Annotated in this window: 14 protein-coding genes; 7 read left to right on the forward strand and 7 right to left on the reverse strand. The window is 59.5% G+C overall.

Translation table 11 applies throughout. The features are described from left to right. Window positions 1–175 precede the first annotated feature (175 nt). Window positions 176–1,597, forward strand: coding sequence for a 3-isopropylmalate dehydratase large subunit (gene leuC / locus NTD86_RS11420; protein ID WP_262202329.1), 1,422 nt, complete (start codon window positions 176–178; stop codon window positions 1,595–1,597). Next, the gene (gene leuD, locus NTD86_RS11425) at window positions 1,594–2,208 is read left to right on the forward strand and encodes a 3-isopropylmalate dehydratase small subunit (RefSeq protein WP_262202330.1); all 615 of its coding nucleotides are present in this window, start codon (window positions 1,594–1,596) and stop codon (window positions 2,206–2,208) included. The genes leuC and leuD overlap by 4 nt, the downstream gene beginning before the upstream one ends. 19 nt (window positions 2,209–2,227) lie before the next feature. Here leuD and NTD86_RS11430 read toward each other — a convergent pair whose 3' ends face one another. From NTD86_RS11430 to NTD86_RS11445, 4 genes are all read right to left on the reverse strand, one after another. Next, on the reverse strand, window positions 2,228–3,136 hold the full coding sequence (locus tag NTD86_RS11430; RefSeq protein WP_262202723.1) for a LysR substrate-binding domain-containing protein: 909 nt from the start codon (window positions 3,134–3,136) through the stop codon (window positions 2,228–2,230). Window positions 3,137–3,176: 40 nt separating this feature from the next. Continuing rightward, window positions 3,177–4,052 (reverse strand): alpha/beta fold hydrolase, encoded by an 876-nt coding sequence (locus tag NTD86_RS11435; protein WP_262202331.1) that lies wholly within the window; start codon window positions 4,050–4,052, stop codon window positions 3,177–3,179. Window positions 4,053–4,176: 124 nt separating this feature from the next. After that, window positions 4,177–5,586: an ATP-binding protein gene (locus NTD86_RS11440; RefSeq protein WP_410016977.1), complete on the reverse strand. Its 1,410-nt coding sequence runs from the start codon at window positions 5,584–5,586 to the stop codon at window positions 4,177–4,179. A 31-nt stretch (window positions 5,587–5,617) separates the two neighbouring features. Continuing rightward, window positions 5,618–6,376: a response regulator gene (locus tag NTD86_RS11445; protein WP_262202332.1), complete on the reverse strand. Its 759-nt coding sequence runs from the start codon at window positions 6,374–6,376 to the stop codon at window positions 5,618–5,620. 184 nt (window positions 6,377–6,560) lie between these two features. On the opposite strand from NTD86_RS11445, the gene NTD86_RS11450 reads away from it, so the two are divergent. Then, window positions 6,561–8,795: a TonB-dependent siderophore receptor gene (locus NTD86_RS11450; RefSeq protein WP_262202333.1), complete on the forward strand. Its 2,235-nt coding sequence runs from the start codon at window positions 6,561–6,563 to the stop codon at window positions 8,793–8,795. Between the two features lie 394 nt (window positions 8,796–9,189). After that, a complete protein-coding gene (locus NTD86_RS11455) occupies window positions 9,190–10,353 on the forward strand; it encodes a type III PLP-dependent enzyme (RefSeq protein ID WP_262202334.1) in 1,164 nt (387 codons plus the stop codon). Between the two features lie 75 nt (window positions 10,354–10,428). Here NTD86_RS11455 and NTD86_RS11460 read toward each other — a convergent pair whose 3' ends face one another. Both NTD86_RS11460 and NTD86_RS11465 read right to left on the reverse strand, forming a co-directional pair. Continuing rightward, a complete protein-coding gene (locus NTD86_RS11460) occupies window positions 10,429–11,187 on the reverse strand; it encodes a tetratricopeptide repeat protein (RefSeq protein ID WP_262202335.1) in 759 nt (252 codons plus the stop codon). A 3-nt stretch (window positions 11,188–11,190) separates the two neighbouring features. After that, window positions 11,191–11,871 carry a Fe2+-dependent dioxygenase gene (locus tag NTD86_RS11465; RefSeq protein WP_123751319.1) on the reverse strand — a complete coding sequence of 227 codons (681 nt, stop codon included), beginning with the start codon at window positions 11,869–11,871 and terminating at the stop codon, window positions 11,191–11,193. Window positions 11,872–12,089: 218 nt separating this feature from the next. On the opposite strand from NTD86_RS11465, the gene NTD86_RS11470 reads away from it, so the two are divergent. The 3 genes from NTD86_RS11470 to NTD86_RS11480 all read left to right on the forward strand — a co-directional run bounded on the left by NTD86_RS11470 (window position 12,090) and on the right by NTD86_RS11480 (window position 17,693). Next, window positions 12,090–14,390 (forward strand): TonB-dependent receptor, encoded by a 2,301-nt coding sequence (locus NTD86_RS11470; RefSeq protein WP_262202336.1) that lies wholly within the window; start codon window positions 12,090–12,092, stop codon window positions 14,388–14,390. A 137-nt stretch (window positions 14,391–14,527) separates the two neighbouring features. Then, entirely contained in the window at window positions 14,528–17,065 is a 2,538-nt protein-coding gene (locus NTD86_RS11475; protein WP_262202337.1) for a sulfite reductase flavoprotein subunit alpha, read from the forward strand. 214 nt (window positions 17,066–17,279) lie between these two features. Further along, window positions 17,280–17,693, forward strand: coding sequence for an endonuclease domain-containing protein (locus NTD86_RS11480; RefSeq protein ID WP_262202338.1), 414 nt, complete (start codon window positions 17,280–17,282; stop codon window positions 17,691–17,693). 153 nt (window positions 17,694–17,846) lie between these two features. On the opposite strand, the gene NTD86_RS11485 is transcribed toward NTD86_RS11480, so the two are convergent. Continuing rightward, a complete protein-coding gene (locus NTD86_RS11485) occupies window positions 17,847–19,583 on the reverse strand; it encodes a PTS fructose-like transporter subunit IIB (RefSeq protein ID WP_262202339.1) in 1,737 nt (578 codons plus the stop codon). Window positions 19,584–19,592 lie beyond the last annotated feature (9 nt).

Below are 19,592 nucleotides of genomic sequence, written 5' to 3' on the forward strand. Positions count from 1 at the left end.
CTGGAGGAGCGAGGTTGTCTCGCGATCATTTGATCTTTAAAAGATCGCGAGACAAGCTCGCTCCTGCAGGGCTTATCCAACACGAATCATGTTCTGAGCCATCACTGCCTGGCCATTGATGGTGCACAGCCCGTCTTTATGATGGCTCGCATGCCTTCCGCTGCGAGCCTTCTTTATGTCTCACGCCAAAACCCTCTATGACAAACACATCGACGCGCATACCGTGTGCACGCTCGATGACCAGGGCCACGTGCTGCTCTATATCGACCGCCAGGTCATCAACGAATACACCAGCCCGCAAGCCTTCAGCGGTTTGCGCGAAGCCGGGCGCGACGTGTGGCGCCCTGAAACCGCTCTGGCGGTGGTTGACCATGTGAACCCGACCACGCCGTTGCGCGTCGCCGCCATGGCTGATGCAGGCGGTGCGTTGCAGGTGTCGTACCTGCAACAGAACTGCGAGAAATTTGGTATCGAGCTGTTTGATGTGCTCGACAAACGCCAAGGCATCGAACACGTCATCGCGCCGGAACAAGGGTTTGTCCTGCCCGGCATGGTGATCGCCGCCGGTGACAGCCATACCACTACCTATGGCGCGTTGGGTGCGTTTGGCTTTGGTATCGGCACCTCGGAAATCGAGCACCTGCTGGCCACGCAGACGCTGGTCTATAAACGCCTGAAAAGCATGCGCGTGACGGTGGACGGCGAGTTGGGCGCGGGGCTGACCTCCAAAGACGTGATCATGGCCCTGATCGGCAAGATCGGCGCCTCCGGGGCCACGGGCTACGCCATCGAATTTGCCGGATCGACCATCGAGGCGCTGAGCGTCGAAGCGCGCATGACCATCTGCAACATGGCTGTCGAGGCAGGAGCGCGCGGCGCCTTCATGGCTCCCGATGACAAGGTCTACGCCTACCTCCAGCTCAAGCCACGGGCTCCGCAAGGCGAGCAATGGGAACGCGCCGTGGCGCGCTGGCGCCTGTTGTACAGCGACCCCGACGCGCAGTTCGATCATGAAGTACACCTGGACGCCGCAGAGTTGCAACCCATGGTCACTTGGGGCACCAGCCCCGACCAGGCGGCCGCCATTGGCAGCAGCGTGCCCGACCCGCTGGCCGTGAGCGATCCGATTCTGCGCCAGGACATGCGCCGCGCCCTGAACTACATGGGCCTGGAGCCCGGCATGGCGCTGAATGAAGTGGTCATCAGCCATGCCTTTATCGGCTCCTGCACCAACGCCCGCATTGAAGACTTGCGCGACGCGGCCCACGTAGTGCGCGGCCACAAGGTTGCAGCGCATGTGCGCGCCATGATCGTTCCAGGCTCTACCCAGGTACGCGATCAGGCCGAGGCTGAAGGGTTGGCGGCGATCTTTATCGACGCCGGTTTCGAGTGGCGCCAATCCGGCTGCTCGATGTGCCTGGCGATGAACGATGACGTGCTCGCCCCCGGTGACCGCTGCGCCTCCAGCACCAACCGCAACTTCGAAGGCCGCCAGGGTGCCGGCGCGCGCACCCACCTGATGAGCCCGGCCATGGTGGCGGCAGCCGCAATCACCGGCCACCTCACCGACGTTCGTCAACTGCCAGGGAGAATGTGAACATGCAACCGTTTACCACCGTCAGCGGCAAAGCCGCACCGATGCTTGCGGCCAACATCGACACCGACGTGATCATGCCCAAGCAGTTTCTCAAGGGCATCGACCGTAACAGGTTGGATCGCGGCGTATTTTTTGACCTGCGCTTTTTGCCATCGGGTGAGCCAAACCCTGAGTTCATCCTCAACCAGCCGGCTTGGCACGGCGCACACTTTTTGGTCACCGGGCCGAACTTCGGCTGTGGTTCCAGCCGCGAGCATGCGGTCTGGGGTCTCAAGCAGTTGGGAATCCGCGCGTTGATTGGCAGTAGTTTCGCCGGGATTTTCTATGACAACTGCCAACGCAACGGCGTGCTGGTGATCACTCTGGAAGACGTGTTGGTGCAGGCGCTGGGGCGGCTTATCAGCCAGCCAGAGACGGCTGAAATCACGGTTGACCTACTCACCCAAAGCATCCGCCTGGGGGAGGATTCAGTGATTGAATTCAAGATCGACGACCTGCGCAAAACGGCGCTTTTGCAAGGGCTGGATGCGATTGGCAGCACCTTGCAGCGCAGTCAGCAGATTCGCGAATTTGAGCAGCGGCATTTGCAGGCTAATCCCTGGTTAAGCTGAAAAGCGCCCTGGGCAGAGGTCACAACCGTCCCAAATGCGCCTGCAAAAACTCCACACACACCCGCAACTTGCCGGAATTAGCCAGCCGCGTCGGGTATACCGCCCACACGTCGGCGCTCTGCCGGTAGTCAGCCAGTACCTGTACCAGTCGTCCTTGGTCCAACAGCGCCTTTACATCCCACATCGAGCGCAGCATCACACCGTGGCCGTCCAGCGCCCACTGCAGCACGATCTCACCGCTGTTGGAGGACAACGCGCCACTGACCCGCACGCTGACTTCACCCTGCGGGCCTTGCAGTTGCCAGATACCGAAAGCGTTGTCGCGTTCCTTGAGTACCAGGCAATCGTGCTGCTGCAGGTCCTCCAGGCGCTCGGGCACTCCCCGGCACTCAAGGTAGTCCGGCGAGGCACACAGCACGCGATGGTTGCTCGCCAGGCGGCGACCCATATGTTGGCCGGCGGGGTCATCGCCTACGTGGATTTCCAGGTCGAAGCCTTCATGCACGATGTCCACCACCCGGTCGAACACGTCGAGGCGAATTTCCAGTTCCGGATATTGCTCGGCCAGTAACGAAATGGCCGGGGCAACATGGTTGCGGCCAAAGCCAAAGCTGCTGCACACGTGCAAACGCCCGCGGGGTTCGGCGCGGGCTTCAGACAGTTCGTCGTGCAATTGCTGCACATCGTCGAGGATACGCACCGCCCAGCGCTGCACCCGCTCACCGTCGTCGGTCAGCGCGACGCGACGACTGGTGCGGTGCAGCAAGCGGCTGCCAAGGGTGGTTTCGAGGATCTGGATACGTTTGCTGACATAGGCCGGGGACAATCCCAGCTCTTCTGCCGCAGCGGCAAAGCTGCCCTTGCGCACAACCGTCAGGAAGACCCTCAGGTCTTCCGGCAACGGTGTACTGTCTTTTTTTGGCGGCATGGTCATGAATGGCGTGGCGTCAGGAAGCCCACAGAATAGCTCAGCGCAAAAAAGGCAGCACCTGCTCAAGCAGAAGCTGTGGCACCTCTTCGGCAATGTAGTGCCCAGACGGCAATGCCTGGCCACGCACGTCCGTGGCGACTTTCTGCCACTCGGCCAGCGGATCGAAGCAGCGCCCGACCGTGCCCTCTGCGCCCCACAACACCAGTACCGGCAGGTTCAGGTGCCGACCGGCAGCGATGTCGGCACGGTCGTGCTCTAGGTCAATTCCGGCGCTGGCACGGTAGTCCTCGCATATCCCCCGCGCCGAACCCGGCAGTTGAATACACCGCACGTATTCGGCCAGCGCCTGCGCGGTAAACGGCTGCAAACCGGCGCTGCGGCTACCCATCACGCTCAGCAAATACTGCTCGGGGTCGGCTTCGATCAGGCGCTCGGGCAGTGGCGCCGGGCGAATCAGGAAGAACCAGTGCCAGTAAGCCCGGGCGAAGGCTTCGTTGGTCTGCACGTACATCGCCAGCGTCGGGGCGATGTCGAGCATCACCAAACGGCTGACAGCCTGCGGGTGGTCCAGCGCCAGGCGATGAGCCACCCGGGCACCGCGATCATGGGCCAGCACTGAGAACTGCTCAAAGCCCAGGCTGTTCATCAACGCCAGTGAGTCGCGGGCCATCTCACGCTTGCTGTAGGTACTGTGATCCGCCACCGCTTCAGGCCTTTCGCTGTCGCCGTAGCCGCGCAAGTCCGCCGCGACAACGGTGAAATGTTCGGCCAGTTGCTCGGCAACCTTATGCCAGATCACGTGGGTTTGCGGGTGGCCATGGATTAACAGCAAGCCCGGCCCGCTGCCGCCGATACGATAGGCAATCTGAACGCCATTGACCCGGCGTTGCTCTGTATGAAATCCCGCAAACATGTGGCTGCTCCTTTTGTTAGTCAGCCCATGCTAGGGGTCTGAGATTCTGCTGCAAGGGCCAAAGCGTGGCGGCTCGATTCATGAAGTGTGAAACATCACCCGCGCATCAAGGCCGGTTCACTTATTACGTGTCGATCCGGGCGGTCTTTGCCGGGGGGCTTGCGCCCTCTTCATTATTGAGCGGGAAATACACACAGACGGTCAGACCGCCCCCTTCACGATTGCTCAGTGACAGGCTGCCTTTATGGCTGACGGCAATGCGCTTGGCGATGCTGAGCCCCAATCCAAAGCCGCCTGATTGATCATTACGCGACGTCTCCGCACGCACGAACGGATCGGTGACCGACTGCAAAACCGATTGCGCGATGCCGGGGCCGCGGTCGTTGACTCGCAACGTCACACCGTTTGAGGAGCGCTCGACCTCAATGGTTATCTCGCGGGCATAGGCCTGTGCATTCACCAGCAAGTTCTGCAAGCAACGGTGCACCAGCACGCCGTTCGCGCAGATCATCCCGCCCCTACCGCTGACAGGCAAAGGCTCTTTGGGCGTCGACAGTTCCGTACACAGGTTACGCAACACGCTGTCGACATCAATGAACTGGTACGTGTGCTGGCCGGCACTCTGCAGGTAGACGAGGACCTGAGTAATCATCCTGTCCATTTGATAAATGTTCTGCTTCAAGCGCTCACGCTGATCGAGATCGCTCAACCGCTCAATGCGCAAGCGCATGCGGGTCAACGGCGTTCGCAGGTCGTGGGACACTGCCGCCAGAAAAAAGCTCTGGTCATTGACCATCGCAATAATCTGTTTCTGCATGGCGTTAAAGGTCTGGGCCGCCTGTCGCACCTCCAGGGGCCCTTCAATCGCCAACGGCGCCTGGTCCAGGTTGTCGCCCAATGCATTGGCGGCGTCACTCAGCCGTTTCAGAGGGCGCAGGCACAAGCGCACAGCCAGCCAGCACATCCCGATGACGCCGATAATGCGCACCACATACACCCGCAGAATGTAGTCGGCGATTAATGCCCAGGCTGACTCGCCACTCCAACCCTGCAACTCGTGCGCCTCGATGCTCAACCAATGGCCGTCGGCCAATGGCACTGCGAAGTCCACATGGGCCGTGGCCGTTTGCAGGCCAAACAGGCTGCGCCAGACCAGCGGCTGGCCTGATGCGTCGGTGAGGTCGACATTGATCATCTCAACCACAGGCTCCTGCCCCAATTCATACGCCAGCGCCTGCTTCAACAGCAAGGCCGTGCGCCGGGCAGCGCGATGGTTGTCAGGTTGGGTATCGGGTTTTGTGGCCAGGCAGTTGGCCGTGTAATGGGCAGGTGCCGTCTGCGGCTGACCCGGTATACAGCTGTTTTGGCTGATCAATTGTGCGGTTCGGCTGGCCATCAGCCGCACAGGGGCTTCGAGGACTTGTGCATAGCGCACGTCAAACCAGATGCTGCTCGACAACAATTGGATCGCCAGCGTGCCGCTGACCAGGATCAGCGTCAGTTGGCCAAACAGGGTTTTGGGCCACAGGCGCATCACCGCCTTCAAGAGCACCTCGCGCACCGGGTCAAACCGCCGCTTCAGGGCTGGCAACACTCAACAGATAGCCTTCATTACGCACGGTCACTATCTGCACGTGCCCCTCTTTGAAATGCTGGCGCAGACGACTGATGCACATGTCGATCGAGCGATCCTCGGGCGAGTATTCACGGCCCATCGCACTGAGTGTTAGTTGATCGCGCGATAGCACCTGTTCACGGGCCTGGAGCAAATCACGCAAAACCCTGAAGTCGGAGCGCGGCAAGGTCAATGTCTGGCCGTCCGGGGTGTGCAGCAGGCGCTTTACGTAATCGAGGCGATAGCCAACGAACTCGCGCTGTGTCGTGACCGGACGATCCGCATGGGGGTCGGTGCGACTGTGCCGACGCATTACCGCCTTGATTCGGGCCATCAACTCACGGGGTTCGAAAGGCTTGGTCAGATAATCGTCAGCCCCCACCTCCAGCCCGACGATGCGATCCAGCGCTGAGCCTTTGGCGGACAGCATGATGACGCTCAGGCCGGGGCGCGACTGAAGCTGGCGACACAGGCTCAGCCCGTCTTCGCCCGGCAGCATGACGTCCAGTACAACCAGATCGACCGCTTGGCGCTCCAGGTGTGCCCACATCTGCAGACCATCGGCTGCTGCCAGCACCTGATCGCCATTCTCACTCAGGTAATCGCACAGCAACTCGCGGATTTCATCATCGTCATCCACGACCAGCAGCGTTTTGGCGTCCGGGAGAGGTTTTGGGCCGGACAATATGTACCGCTCATTACATTCCATTACACATCCAGACATATCCGTAATAGTGCCTGACGGCGCGACACCTAAAATGCTACCAAACATTATCTGCAAATACGAAGTATTACCAATGACAACGCAGGGCATGATGACGGATCTATCAGCACCAACTTCGACCTTAACCCCCCCTTATCGCCATCCAGCACCCCGCAGCCCTGCAGCAATCATGGTAGCCATGGGGCTCAGTGCAATGTTCGGCATGGCCAGCCAACAGGCGATAGGCGCACCGCTTGAACTGGACACCTTGAATGTCCAGGGCACCCAGCCCTCAGCCGATGAAAGCGCCGACCAACTGGGTTACACCGTCAAGAGCACGACCAGTTCGACGGGCATGAAACTCACCCCGCGCCAAACACCACAGTCGGTCACCACCATCACCCAGGAACAAATGGCCGACCGCCAGATCACCAACATCGAGCAAGCGCTGGACAGCGCACCCGGCATCACCATGAGCAAGTCGGAAGTGGGCGGACGCACCGAGTACCGGGCACGCGGCTATCCGATTACCAACTGGAAAACCGACGGCCTGCAGTTTCAGGGCGGCTCGGACTTCAGTGGCGCAGGCAGCTCGCTGAACATGGACATGTATGAGCGTATCGACATCGTTCGCGGTGCCAATGGCTTGCTGGGCGGCACGGGCGATCCATCGGCCACCGTCAACCTGATCCGCAAACGCCCGGGCTTCGAGTTTGGCGGCAGTGCCTACGCCACCTATGGCAGTTGGGACCAACGTCGTCTGGGCGCCGATCTCAACCTGCCATTGTCTGAAGATGGCCGTTTGCGCTCCCGTCTGGTCATGACGCAAGAAGATGCCAATTCTTTTCGCGATCAGCAGTCCGACCGTTCGCGGGCGGCGCTGGCCAATTTCGAGTTTGACCTGACGGATGACACGACGCTCGGCGCGGGCTATCAATATGAGTACTACAAAATCGTCGGTGGCGGCTGGGGGGCAAACATCCCGATCTGGTACGGCGATGGCAGCAAAACACATCTACCGCGCAGCACCAACGTGGTGCCCAGCTGGAGTTTTGGCGAATACACCACACGCACAGCCTTCGGCTCGCTAGAGCATCGCTTTGACAACGACTGGACACTCAACGTCAAAGCCGCGCAAAGCACCACCGACGCGCTGAATCACCGCGGGCTGGCCAAGGTCAACTCTAAAGGCGGGGGCGAATTCGGCGGCTACTGGAACCAGGATGGCAGCGGTGCCGTGCTTAACGGCTTGCACAGCTCCACCGACACCACCCAGCAGTCTGCACAAGTCGACGTAACCGGCCCTTTCAGCTTGTTCGGACGCACCCACCAAGCCATGTTCGGCTACAACGACAGCCGTACCGTCGCCTGGTCGCCCCAGTACCGTTGCAATATGGTCAGCGATGACCGCATCAGCCCTAGCTCGCTTGGGTGCCAGTTCCGGGCAAACAACGGTTTCCCGATTACCGACTGGCACAACGGAGTTGACAGCGACTACCGGATCAATGCGTACAAAACCGGCCTGCACACCAAAACCACCACTCGCCTGCAAGGCATGTATGCGGCCACCCGCCTGAGCATTACCGACCCGTTGTCGGTGATCCTGGGCGCGCGCATCAGCGATTACAGCAGCACGACGTTGTCGACTAACGGCGCCCGCAGCAATCAACAGCAAAACGGCATCGTCACGCCTTACCTGGGCGCGGTATATGACCTCAACGACACGTACTCGCTGTACGCCAGCTACACCGATATCTTTAGCCCGCAAAGCGAAGAAAGCACGAGCGGCAACAAGTTGGAGCCGATTCGCGGTCAGAGCTATGAAACCGGGATTAAGGGTGAATGGTTGGACGGCAGGGTCAACGCTCAAGCGGCCTACTTCCTGACCCGTCAGGAAAACAAGGCAGTGACCGATGGCGCCAACACCACGCCCACCGGTAACCAGGCGTACACCACGGGCACCGGCGTAGAAACAGAAGGTATCGACCTCGAAGTCTCCGGCGCGCTGACACCTAACTGGAATGTCTATGGCGGCTACACCTACCTGCACTTCCGCCGACTCAACGCCGACGGCCAAAGTGATCCGTCGCACCTATTCAAGGCCTCGACCACCTACCGTCTGTCAGGTGCTCTTGATCGCCTGACCGTGGGTACCGGCGTCACCGCGCAAACCAGCATTCGCGCCACCTCCACCCCGGCGGGTATTCCCTCCAACGGCGTGAGCCGCGGCCCCACCGATGTCACCTGGGCGGGCTATGCCATCTGGAGCGCAATGGCCAAATACGACCTCACCGAGGACACGGCCGTTACCCTGAATGCCAACAACCTGTTCGACAAAACCTACTACACCCGTTACGGCTTCTATGCGGGCGCCATCTATGGTGATCCGCGCAGCGTGTCGTTAACCCTGAGTACTGCATTTTGAGGCCCGGCCAGATTCCTTCCCCGAGGTAAGCCAAGCTTCAACGTGCAACTACCTAAGCCCGCCAAATGGCGGGCTTAGTCTATTTGGCACGTCTGAAAAGCCACGATGGGAACATCACACTGTCATCAAGGTCGGTTACTTGAATAGCTCACTTTTTCGCCCCGACGAAGGCTTATAAAAATGCGACATTTTTAGTTGATCTCAGCGCTTTCACGTCCTACAGTTCGCGCCGAACATCCATGCTGGAAACGATCCATCCGGCTCAAGTACTGACGACGAGAGAGCAAGCTTTCGGCGGACATGCCTTGGGAAGTAGGCGAACCAAAGTGGGGATACGGAGGATGTTCATTTGCACCCATTTATTTATGACGTTTGCCACTAGGAGTCCCTACTCATGTCGATTCAGGTCGAAGAATACTTCGCGCGCGAAACCTTTCAAAAAATGAAGGCCTTCGCTGACACCCAGGAAACCCCATTTGTTGTTATCGACACCGCCATGATCGGCCAGGCGTACGACGACCTGCGTGCAGGCTTCGAATTTGCCAAGGTGTACTACGCGGTCAAGGCCAACCCGGCCGTTGAAATCATCGACCTGCTGCGCGACAAAGGGTCGAACTTCGACATCGCATCGATCTACGAGCTGGACAAGGTTCTGGGCCAGGGCGTTTCCGCGGATCGCGTCAGCTTCGGCAACACCATCAAAAAATCCAAAGACATTCGTTACTTCTACGAGAAAGGCGTGCGTCTGTTCGCCAGTGACTCCGAAGCCGACCTGCGCAACATCGCCAAGGCCGCGCCGGGCTCCAAGGTCTATGTGCGCATCCTCACCGAAGGTTCGAGCACGGCTGACTGGCCGCTGTCGCGCAAGTTCGGCTGCCAGACCGACATGGCCATGGACCTGCTGATCCTGGCCCGCGACCTGGGCCTGGTGCCTTACGGCATTTCGTTCCACGTGGGTTCGCAGCAACGCGACATCAGCGTCTGGGACGCGGCCATTGCCAAGGTCAAAGTGATCTTCGAGCGCCTGAAAGAAGAAGACGGCATCCACCTCAAGCTGATCAACATGGGTGGCGGCTTCCCGGCCAACTACATCACCCGTACCAACAGCCTGGAAACCTACGCCGAAGAAATCATTCGCTTCCTGAAAGAAGACTTCGGTGATGACCTGCCGGAGATCATTCTGGAGCCGGGCCGTTCGCTGATCGCCAACGCCGGGATTCTGGTCAGTGAAGTGGTATTGGTCGCCCGCAAATCGCGCACCGCTGTTGAGCGCTGGGTATACACCGATGTCGGCAAGTTCTCTGGCCTGATCGAAACCACGGACGAAGCCATCAAGTTCCCGATCTGGACCGAAAAGAAAGGCGAAATGGAAGAAGTGGTCATCGCGGGCCCAACCTGCGACAGCGCCGACATCATGTACGAAAACTACAAGTACGGCCTGCCCCTGAACCTGGCCATCGGTGATCGCCTGTACTGGTTGTCGACCGGTGCCTACACCACCAGCTACAGCGCCATTGAATTCAATGGTTTCCCGCCGCTGAAGTCGTTCTACCTGTAAACCTTGTAAAAAAAACCTCCCCGGATTGGCGTCCGGGGAGGTTTTTTTATGGCCTGACGGTAGCGCTGAACGGTGTCACACCGTGCGCTGCAAGGTATTGATCCGCGCTTGATACACCTCACTCATGGCCCGGATGGCCGGCTCTTTGGCTTCAAGCAACGCGGCGTGGCTGACCCGCAGGAATTTCAGGTTGCCGATGGCCTGGGCACGCTCGAGCCAAACCAGTGCGCCCTCGATATCACCGCGCTCGGCCAGCACGGCAGCGTGGCTGAATTGCCCGCGAAAATCTCCGGCATGGGCGGAGCGCTCATACCATTGGTGTGCGGCCAGCGGGGCGGCCGGGCAATAGCGACCGTCTTCAAGGTAGCGACCCAACAAGTTCATCGACTTGGCGTGCCCCCTATGCGCAGCCTCGCGGTACAAGGCAAACGCCGCGTACTGGTCTTGCGCCACACCGCGTCCGGTCGCCAGCAAGTTGGCATAGTTATACAAGCCCCAATCGAGCCCGCCCTGAGCGGCCATGCGGTAATGGCTGGCGGCCGCGCGTTCATCCACGGCGCACCCCCAGCCATGCTCAAGGCAGCGACCCAGCATATTGCGCGCCATCAAGTGCCCGCCGTTGGCGGCAATACCAAACCAGCGAAAGGCCAACGGCACATCGCGCTCAATGCCTTGCCCTTCCAGCAGGATCTGGCCCAGCAGCGCTTGCCCTTCAAGGATGCCTTGCTTGGCGGCCATCAAAATGGCCTGTGCGGCCCGGGCCGGGTTCTCGGCGAGCATGCTTTGCAGTTGCTCGCCGCTGAGCACTTCTTCACGGCGTAATTGAAAGCTCATGACTTACACCTCAACCCAACGGCGCAACAGGTTGTGGTAGGTGCCGGTGAGTTGAATCAGTGACGGGTGATCGGGCACATCGCGGGTCAATTGCTGAATGGCGTTGTCCATCTCAAACAATAAGGTGCGCTGGCTGTCTTCACGGACCAGGCTTTGGGTCCAGAAAAACGACGCAAAGCGGGCGCCACGGGTCACCGCGTTGACCTTGTGCAAGCTGGTGCCGGGGTACAGCACCATGTCGCCCGCCGGGAACTTGACCTGCTGCACGCCATAGGTGTCCTGGATCACCAGCTCACCGCCGTCGTAGTCCTCTGGATCACTGAAAAACAGTGTGGCCGACAAATCCGTTCGCACCCGCTCCGGGCTGCCCTTGGGCTGACGCACCGCATTGTCGATATGAAAGTCGAAACTTCCACCGCCGGTGTAGCAGTTGATCAGCGGCGGGAACACTTTGTGCGGCAAAGCCGCCGACATGAATAACGGGTTTTGCCACAAGCGTTCAATCATCGCCGCACCGATTTCCTTGGCCAGCGGGTGACCTTCGGGCAATTGCAGATTGTGCTTGGCTTTGGCCGATTGATACCCGGCGGTGATTTTACCGTCGGCCCACTCTGTCGCCATCAACGCCTCGCGAATGCGCTGGACTTCTTCACGGGAGAACAAGCCGGGAATATGCAGCAGCATGGGGCGATACCTGAACGTGAGAAGGATGCCAATGGTATTGATTCTTATTGACTATGTAAAACTTTGTTAAAAAGTAGGGTCAAAAGCAGTCTTGCAAAAGCTGTAACGGCTAAATGTAAAGAATGTAAATTTAGCGCGAATAGTAATTCCTCTCAATTGTTAGGAGGAATTGTTTGCACTATATTCCGCCCTCAAATTCCGGGGGGAGGGATCTTCACATGTCGCGCCAACGTATAAAAATACCTGCCAATTCACCGCGTTTACTGGCCTCGGCTATCGGTGTAGCGCTCACTGCCACCTCTGCCAACCAGATGGCTCAGGCCGCCGAAAACACAGATAAAAAGACTCAGGGCAACAGCATTTCCCTGGGCGCAACCACCGTGACCGGCGAGCAGGCACAGCAGTCGTATCAGACAGAAAAAGCCAGTTCCCAGAAATACACCGCGCCCCTGGTCGACACACCACGCTCGGTGACCGTCATCCCTCAGCAAGTGCTGCAAGACACCGCTGCCACTTCGCTGCAAGACGCTCTGCGCACCGTACCCGGTGTGACCTTCGGCGCAGGCGAAGGGGGCAACCCACAAGGCGACCGTCCATTTATTCGCGGCTTCGACGCCCAAGGCGATACCTACCTGGATGGCGTACGTGACGCTGGCGGGCAAACCCGCGAAATCTTCGACATCGAATCCATCGAAGTCAGCAAAGGCCCCAACTCGTCATTCGGTGGCCGTGGCTCGGCGGGCGGTAGCTTGAACCTGGTGAGCAAGACCCCAAAACTGGGCGATTTTCTCAACGGCGGCTTCACCTACGGCTCGGATCAGACCCGCCGCTACACCGTCGACATTAACCGTCAGTTCCTCGACACCGCCGCGTTCCGTCTGAACTTGATGAGCCACGAGCAAAACGTCGCGGGTCGTGATTCGGTCAACTACGACCGCTGGGGCATTGCCCCCTCGCTGACCTTCGGCCTGGGCACAGACACCCGCCTGAACCTCAGCTACTACCACCTGAAAAGCGACGACCTGCCAGATTCGGGCATACCGTATGGCTACGGCAGCGCGTCCAAAACTGCGGCCCACGTGCACGACAAGCCGGACGATGGCGGCCACAGCAACAACTTCTACGGGCTCAAAGACCGCGACTTCCGCAAGACCCGCGTAGACATCAGCACCATCACGTTCGAACACGACTTCAACGATTCGATGACCGTGAAGAACACCTTCCGTCACGGCAATACCGGGCAGGACTATATCCTGACCCAGCCGGACGACAGCCAGCACAACGTTAACCAGTACGGCACCGTCTGGCGTCGCGCCAACACCCGTGTGTCGACCACCCAGACCACCACCAACCAGACCGACCTGTACGGTACCTTCAACCTGGCGGGCTTCAAGAACACCTACTCCACCGGGCTTGAGTTCACCCGCGAAGAAACCCGCGCCAGTGGCTACACCGTGACCCCGAACAGCAACCCTAATTGCACACCGGATAAAGTCGGCAACAGCGGTGGCCAATGCACCTCGCTGTCCAATCCGAACCCGAATGACGAATGGACCGGCACCGAGGCGCGCAACTACTACGGCACCAACACCGTTGGCGTGACCAAAGCCGCCTACGTGTTTGACACCCTTGAGCTCACCCCGCAATGGCTGCTCAACGCCGGCCTGCGTTACGACCAGTTCGATACCACTGCCAACACTAACGCCGCCTCGGGCCGTACCAAAGCCAAAAACGACAGCAACTTCTTCAACTGGCAGGCTGGCCTGGTGTGGAAGCCGCAGGATAACGGCAGCGTTTACCTGTCCTACGCCACGTCGGCCGCGCCTCCAGGCGGCCTCGTGGGTGAAGGCGTAGAAGGCAACGGCCTGATAGCACCGGGCAGCATCATCACCAGCGACTTGAAACCAGAAGAGACCGTCAACTACGAACTGGGCACCAAGTGGGATGTGTTCCAGGACCGCCTGTCCCTGACAGCTGCCGTGTTCCGTACCGAGAAAAAGAACACCCGTGTTCTGGTCGACTCGTACACCTATGAAAACGCCGGTAAATCCCGCGTTGACGGCATCGAACTGTCGGCCAGCGGCAAGATCACTGACAAGTGGCAAGTGTTTGCAGGCTACAGCTACCTGAAAAGCGAGCTGGTGGATCCGGGCCTGAAAGCCAACCGTAACGGCAGTGTGAACACAGCCGCTGTGTCGGACAAAGGCAACGAAATGCCGAACACGCCGAAAAACAGCTTCAGCCTGTGGACCACCTATGAAGTCATGCCCAAGCTGACCATCGGTGGCGGCGCGTTCTATGTGGACGCGGTGTATGGCGATACAGCCAACACGGTTTACGTGCCGTCCTACACTCGTTACGACGCAATGGCCAGTTACAAGCTGACCAAGAACATCGACCTGCAATTGAACCTGCAGAACCTGACCGACAAAACGTACTACGACAAAGCTTACGCGGCACACTTCGCCAATCAGGCGGCCGGCCGTACAGCCTTGTTGACCACCAGCTTCCACTTCTAAGCGCAACACCCGCTGCGGGGTTTCCCGCGCAGTGAGCCAGTGCCTCGTCCAGTCATGGTCGGGGCATTTGCGTGTAAACAACTCGGGCACGGCATAATGCGCCGTGACGCATTTTATGAGCGAACAAGGCGGTCGTCGTGTTTAAGAAAACCCTGTTCCAGTTGCACTGGTTTTTTGGAATAACCGCAGGGCTCATCCTGGCCCTGATGGGCATCACAGGCGCGACCGTGTCGTTTCAGGACGAGATACTGGACTGGCTCAATCCAACCGTACTCAAAGTCCAGAAACTGGACAGCGGCGTGCTGGCGCCTGCCGAACTGGTGCGTATCGTCGAAGCCACCGAAGGCAAGCAAGTGGCCATGATCTGGGGCGGTCTCGATACAGACAGCGCCTCACGGATATTTTTCACCCCGCCACCGGGCGAACGCCGTGGCCAACTGCGTTATGTCGACCCTTACACCGGCAGCTATCAGGGTGACGTCACGGGCCTGGACTTTTTCAACCTGATGCTGCAACTGCACCGTTTTCTGGCGATCGGAGACACCGGCCGCCAGATCACCGGGGCCTGCACCTTGATGTTGTTGTTCTTCTGCCTCTCGGGCCTGTACCTGCGCTGGCCGCGCAAGGCGTTGAACTGGCGCGCCTGGCTGACCCTGGACTGGGCGAAAAAAGGCCGCAGCTTCAACTGGGACCTGCACGCCGTCGCCGGAACCTGGTGCCTGGTGTTTTACCTGTTGGCGGCCCTGACCGGCTTATCGTGGTCTTACGAGTGGTACAACAAGGGCCTGCAAAAACTCTTCTCCGACACCCCGAACGCCGAGCAACGCAAAGGCGGACGCGGCGGGCCGCCAGGGGGTGGCGGCGGCACTCTGGTCGCTGATTATGAGGCCATGTGGGCCAGCATCCAGAAAGCTGCCGGGCCCGACCTGAGCCAGTTCAACATCCGTATGCCGCCCGCCGCTGGAATGCCTGCGACAGTCTATTACCTGTTGAAAACCTCGCCCCACGAACGCGCGCTTAACCAGATCACCCTCGATCCGGCCACCGGTGTGGTAAAGCGCGTCGATCGCTATGACGAAAAAAGCTACAAGGCGCAATTGCTGACCAGCATCTACGCCCTGCACACCGGTAGTTACTGGGGTATTACCGGGCGTGTCCTGGTCACCGTTGCATCCTTGACCATGCCGCTGTTCTTTATTACCGGCTGGTTGCTGTACCTGGACCGTCGGCGTAAAAAACGTCAGATCAAACAGGCGCGTCAGGGTTTTAGCGACGTCAGTCGCGATGCGTCTTCCTGGCTGATCGGCTTTGCCAGCCAGAGCGGCTTTGCCGAACAACTGGCCTGGCAGACTGCCGGGCAATTGCAAGCGGCGGGCTTGCCGGTGCGCGTCCAGCCATTGGCCGCCGTCAGCGAAGAAGACTTGCAGCAGGCCAGCAACGCCTTGTTCGTGGTCAGCACCTTTGGCGATGGCGAAGCACCGGACAGCGCGCGCGGCTTCGAGCGCAAAATCCTCGGCCACCCGCTGAGGCTCAACGCCCTCAAGTATTCGGTGCTGGCCTTGGGTGATCGCCAGTACCCGCACTTTTGCGGCTTCGCGATCCGTATCCAGCAATGGCTGGCCGAGCGTGGCGCGCAGTCATTATTCAGCCCGGTACACGTCGACAGCGGTGACCCCGAAGCTCTGCACCACTGGCAAGTACAACTCAGCCAACTGACAGGCGCTGTACCCGGCGCCAACTGGCAAGCGCCGAGCTACAACAACTGGACCCTCGCGCATCGACAACTGCTTAACCCTGGCAGCAGCGGCTCCGGGGTTTACCTGCTGGGGCTCAGCGCGCCCGACACCGACTACACCTGGCAGGCAGGTGACCTGGTTGAAGTGATGCCAAGGCAATCGGCATGGGCAATCGACCATGTGCTGGACGGGCTGGGCCTGTCAGCAGACACCCTGGTTCAGCTCGATGGTCTGCAAGAAACCCTCGCCCAAGCACTGGCCAGCCGCCAGCTACCAGAGAACCGAGGGCACCTGGTGGGCCTGCATGCCCAGGCGCTGGTCGACGCCTTGATCCCGCTGAACATGCGCGAATACTCCATCGCCTCGATCCCGCAGGACGGCGTGTTGCAATTGATTGTGCGTCAGGAACGCCATCCCGATGGCAGCCTGGGCCTGGGCTCTGGTTGGCTGACCGAACACGCTCCCCTGGGTGCGGCGATCAGCCTGCGTATACGGCGCAACAGTGGCTTCCATCTGCCAGCCGAACCTTGCCCGCTGATCTTGCTGGGCAACGGCACCGGGCTTGCCGGGCTGCGCAGTTTGCTCAAGGCGCGAATCCAGCAGGGTCAACAACCCAACTGGTTAGTGTTTGGCGAACGCAATGCGGCCCACGACTTTTATTGCCGCGAAGAGCTGCAAGGCTGGCTGGCCAGTGGTGCGTTGACGCGACTCGACCTGGCGTTTTCCCGGGATCAGCCACAGAAGATTTATGTACAGGACCGGTTACGCGAGTCCGCTGAAGAACTGCGCCGCTGGCTGGTCGACGGTGCGGCGATCTACATCTGCGGCAGCTTGAACGGCATGGCGTCTGGTGTGGATGAAGCGCTGGTTGACCTGCTGGGGGCCGAAGCGGTGCAACGGCTGATTGAGCAAGGACGTTATCGCCGGGATGTGTATTGAGCACCGTACAGGCAGGAGGGTGTCTACCAAACCAGCGGCTATTTAAAACAGGGTCGACACCCGGCGGTCTTTAATAGGCAACTGATGATGTAATCGAAGGTAATTAAAGATCTTTCTTACAGTCAGCGTTGTTATATCCGCACTTAGAGGGCTGCAGAGAGGTATTAAAAAACTACTCTGAACGTGGCACATCAACTTTCACAGGGAAGTGAAAATGCTGCCACGTCCGCCCCGCCCCACCCTTGAGCAACGCCATTTCGCCCGGCGTTTACGCGTCGAGCAAACCGACTGCGAGTTACACCTTTGGCAAAAAATACGCGCCAGACAATTGCTGAATCTGAAGTTCCGCCGCCAGCATCCCTGCCCGCCCTATGTGCTGGACATCTATTGTGTTGAGTTGAAGTTGGCCATTGAACTCGATGGCGGCCAGCATTTTGATGGGCAGTCGTTGGCCTATGACCGGCGTAGAACCGGTTACCTCCAAGGTTTGGGGATCACCGTGTTGAGGTTTGATAACCGGCAGGTGCTTGAGCAAATGAATGAGGTATTGGAAGAGGTGTATCGCGTGGCCGGGCGAATGTTAAAAGCGCCCTCACCCCAACCCTCTCCCGGAGGGAGAGGGGGCTGACCGAGTCGTGTTTGGCATCTGCGCCAAGCCCAACAGACTGCAGCCAATCAACAGCCCCCCCCCAATCGGCTCCCTCTCCCTCCGGGAGAGGGCTGGGGTGAGGGGCTTGTGTCACGCCAAAATCCAACAAGCCGCAATGACTCAGGCTGCGCCTTAACCCTTGGCCGTTTCCAGTGCCATGTCCACCGGCTCCGGGCGTTTGATCAAGGCATATACCACGGCTGTCACCACACTACCGGCCACGATCGCCAGCAAGTACAGCAACGCATGGTTGATCGCATTCGGGATCAACAACACAAACAATCCGCCGTGCGGCGCCATCAGTTTGCAACCGAAATACATCGACAACGCACCTGTCAACGCGCCGCCCACGACGCTTGCAGGGATCACCCGCAGCGGATCTTTGGCCGCAAACGGGATCGCTCCTTCCGAGATAAAGCACAGCCCCAGCACCATCGCTGCCTTACCCGCTTCACGCTCGGTCTGGGCGAATTTGCGGCGTGCAATCAGAGTCGCGATGCCCAGGCCAATCGGTGGCACCATGCCCGCCGCCATGGTCGCAGCCATCGGTGCATAACTTTGCGAAGCCAGCAAACCCACCGAAAACGCATACGCTGCCTTGTTGATGGGGCCGCCCAAGTCGACACACATCATGCCGCCCAGCAACACGCCCAGCAGGATCGCGTTAGTGGTGCCCATGCTGTCCAGGAAGTGCGTCAGGCCTTCGAGCATGCCAGCCACGGGCTTGCCGACTACGTAGATCATCACCAGGCCAGTGAACAGGCTGGCAAACAACGGGATGATCAAAATCGGCTTCAGCGCTTCCAGGCTTTGCGGCAAGCGCGCATAACGATTGATCGCCTTGGCGCAGTAACCGGCAATAAAACCGGCAATGATCCCGCCAATAAAGCCGGCCCCCAAGGTGCTCGCCAACAAACCGCCAATCATCCCCGGCGCCAGGCCCGGACGGTCGGCAATCGAGTAGGCGATATAACCCGCCAGCAACGGCACCATCAATTTGAACGCCGCATCACCGCCAATTTGCATCAACGCCGCAGCCAGGGTGCCGGGCTCTTTATAAGCAGTAATGCCAAACACAAAGGACAGCGCAATCAGCAAACCACCCGCCACCACCATCGGCAGCATGAACGACACGCCGGTCAGCAGGTGTTTGTAAACGCCGGTTTTTTCTTGCTTGGCCGGTGCCGAAGCTCCCGTTGCCGCGCTCTCTTGCCGACCTTCGGCCAGGGCTTTGTTCAACGTGGCTTCTGCCTGTTTAAGCGCAATGCCGGTGCCGCAACGGTAGATTTTCTTGCCTGCAAAACGCTCGGCCGGGACTTCAATATCAGCCGCCAGCAACACCACGTCCGCCTCGCTGATGGCCTGCGCACTCAATGGGTTGCGTGCGCCAACCGAGCCCTGGGTCTCGACCTGCAGCTCGTAGCCCAGACGCTTGGCCGCCTGTTGCAGCGCTTCAGCCGCCATAAAGGTGTGGGCCACTCCGGTCGGGCAAGCGGTCACCGCAACGATTTTCGGTGTATGCGCTGCCGAGGCTGGCGCAACGGCAAGTTCCGGGGTGGTGTACACCTCGGCTTCTTTGACCCCGCGCAGCAATACCGCTTCGACGTCTTGCAGAGCCTGGGCCGGGCTGCTCTGGAACACCCGCTTGCCGATAAAACGCTGCAGATCTAGCGGTGTGCTGCTGACCACCAGCACCCACTCCGCTTCATCGATGGTTGCCTTGGACAACTGACGTTCCGGGTGTTTGGGGTCATGCACTTCAACGCTGGTACTCCACCCCTGGCGCTGTGCAGCGGCATCAAGCAAGCGGGCGCACAGTACGCTGGTGACCATGCCGTTAGGGCAACCCGTCACAATGGCTAATTTCATGGATATCCC

This window comes from Pseudomonas sp. 7P_10.2_Bac1, assembly GCF_025465935.1.
GTDB lineage: Bacteria > Pseudomonadota > Gammaproteobacteria > Pseudomonadales > Pseudomonadaceae > Aquipseudomonas.

Excerpts from the sequence above, each read along its gene's own strand:
- NTD86_RS11465 (WP_123751319.1), bottom strand. The coding sequence starts at position 11,871 with ATGCTGCTGCATATTCCCGGCTTGTTCTCCCGTGAAGAAGTCCAGCGC.
- NTD86_RS11450 (WP_262202333.1), top strand. The coding sequence starts at position 6,561 with ATGGTAGCCATGGGGCTCAGTGCAATGTTCGGCATGGCCAGCCAACAG.
- NTD86_RS11480 (WP_262202338.1), top strand. The coding sequence starts at position 17,280 with ATGCTGCCACGTCCGCCCCGCCCCACCCTTGAGCAACGCCATTTCGCC.
- NTD86_RS11445 (WP_262202332.1), bottom strand. The coding sequence starts at position 6,376 with ATGGAATGTAATGAGCGGTACATATTGTCCGGCCCAAAACCTCTCCCG.
- leuC (WP_262202329.1), top strand. The coding sequence starts at position 176 with ATGTCTCACGCCAAAACCCTCTATGACAAACACATCGACGCGCATACC.
- NTD86_RS11460 (WP_262202335.1), bottom strand. The coding sequence starts at position 11,187 with ATGAGCTTTCAATTACGCCGTGAAGAAGTGCTCAGCGGCGAGCAACTG.
- NTD86_RS11430 (WP_262202723.1), bottom strand. The coding sequence starts at position 3,136 with ATGCCGCCAAAAAAAGACAGTACACCGTTGCCGGAAGACCTGAGGGTC.
- NTD86_RS11440 (WP_410016977.1), bottom strand. The coding sequence starts at position 5,586 with ATGCGCCTGTGGCCCAAAACCCTGTTTGGCCAACTGACGCTGATCCTG.
- NTD86_RS11435 (WP_262202331.1), bottom strand. The coding sequence starts at position 4,052 with ATGTTTGCGGGATTTCATACAGAGCAACGCCGGGTCAATGGCGTTCAG.
- NTD86_RS11455 (WP_262202334.1), top strand. The coding sequence starts at position 9,190 with ATGTCGATTCAGGTCGAAGAATACTTCGCGCGCGAAACCTTTCAAAAA.
- NTD86_RS11470 (WP_262202336.1), top strand. The coding sequence starts at position 12,090 with ATGTCGCGCCAACGTATAAAAATACCTGCCAATTCACCGCGTTTACTG.
- NTD86_RS11485 (WP_262202339.1), bottom strand. The coding sequence starts at position 19,583 with ATGAAATTAGCCATTGTGACGGGTTGCCCTAACGGCATGGTCACCAGC.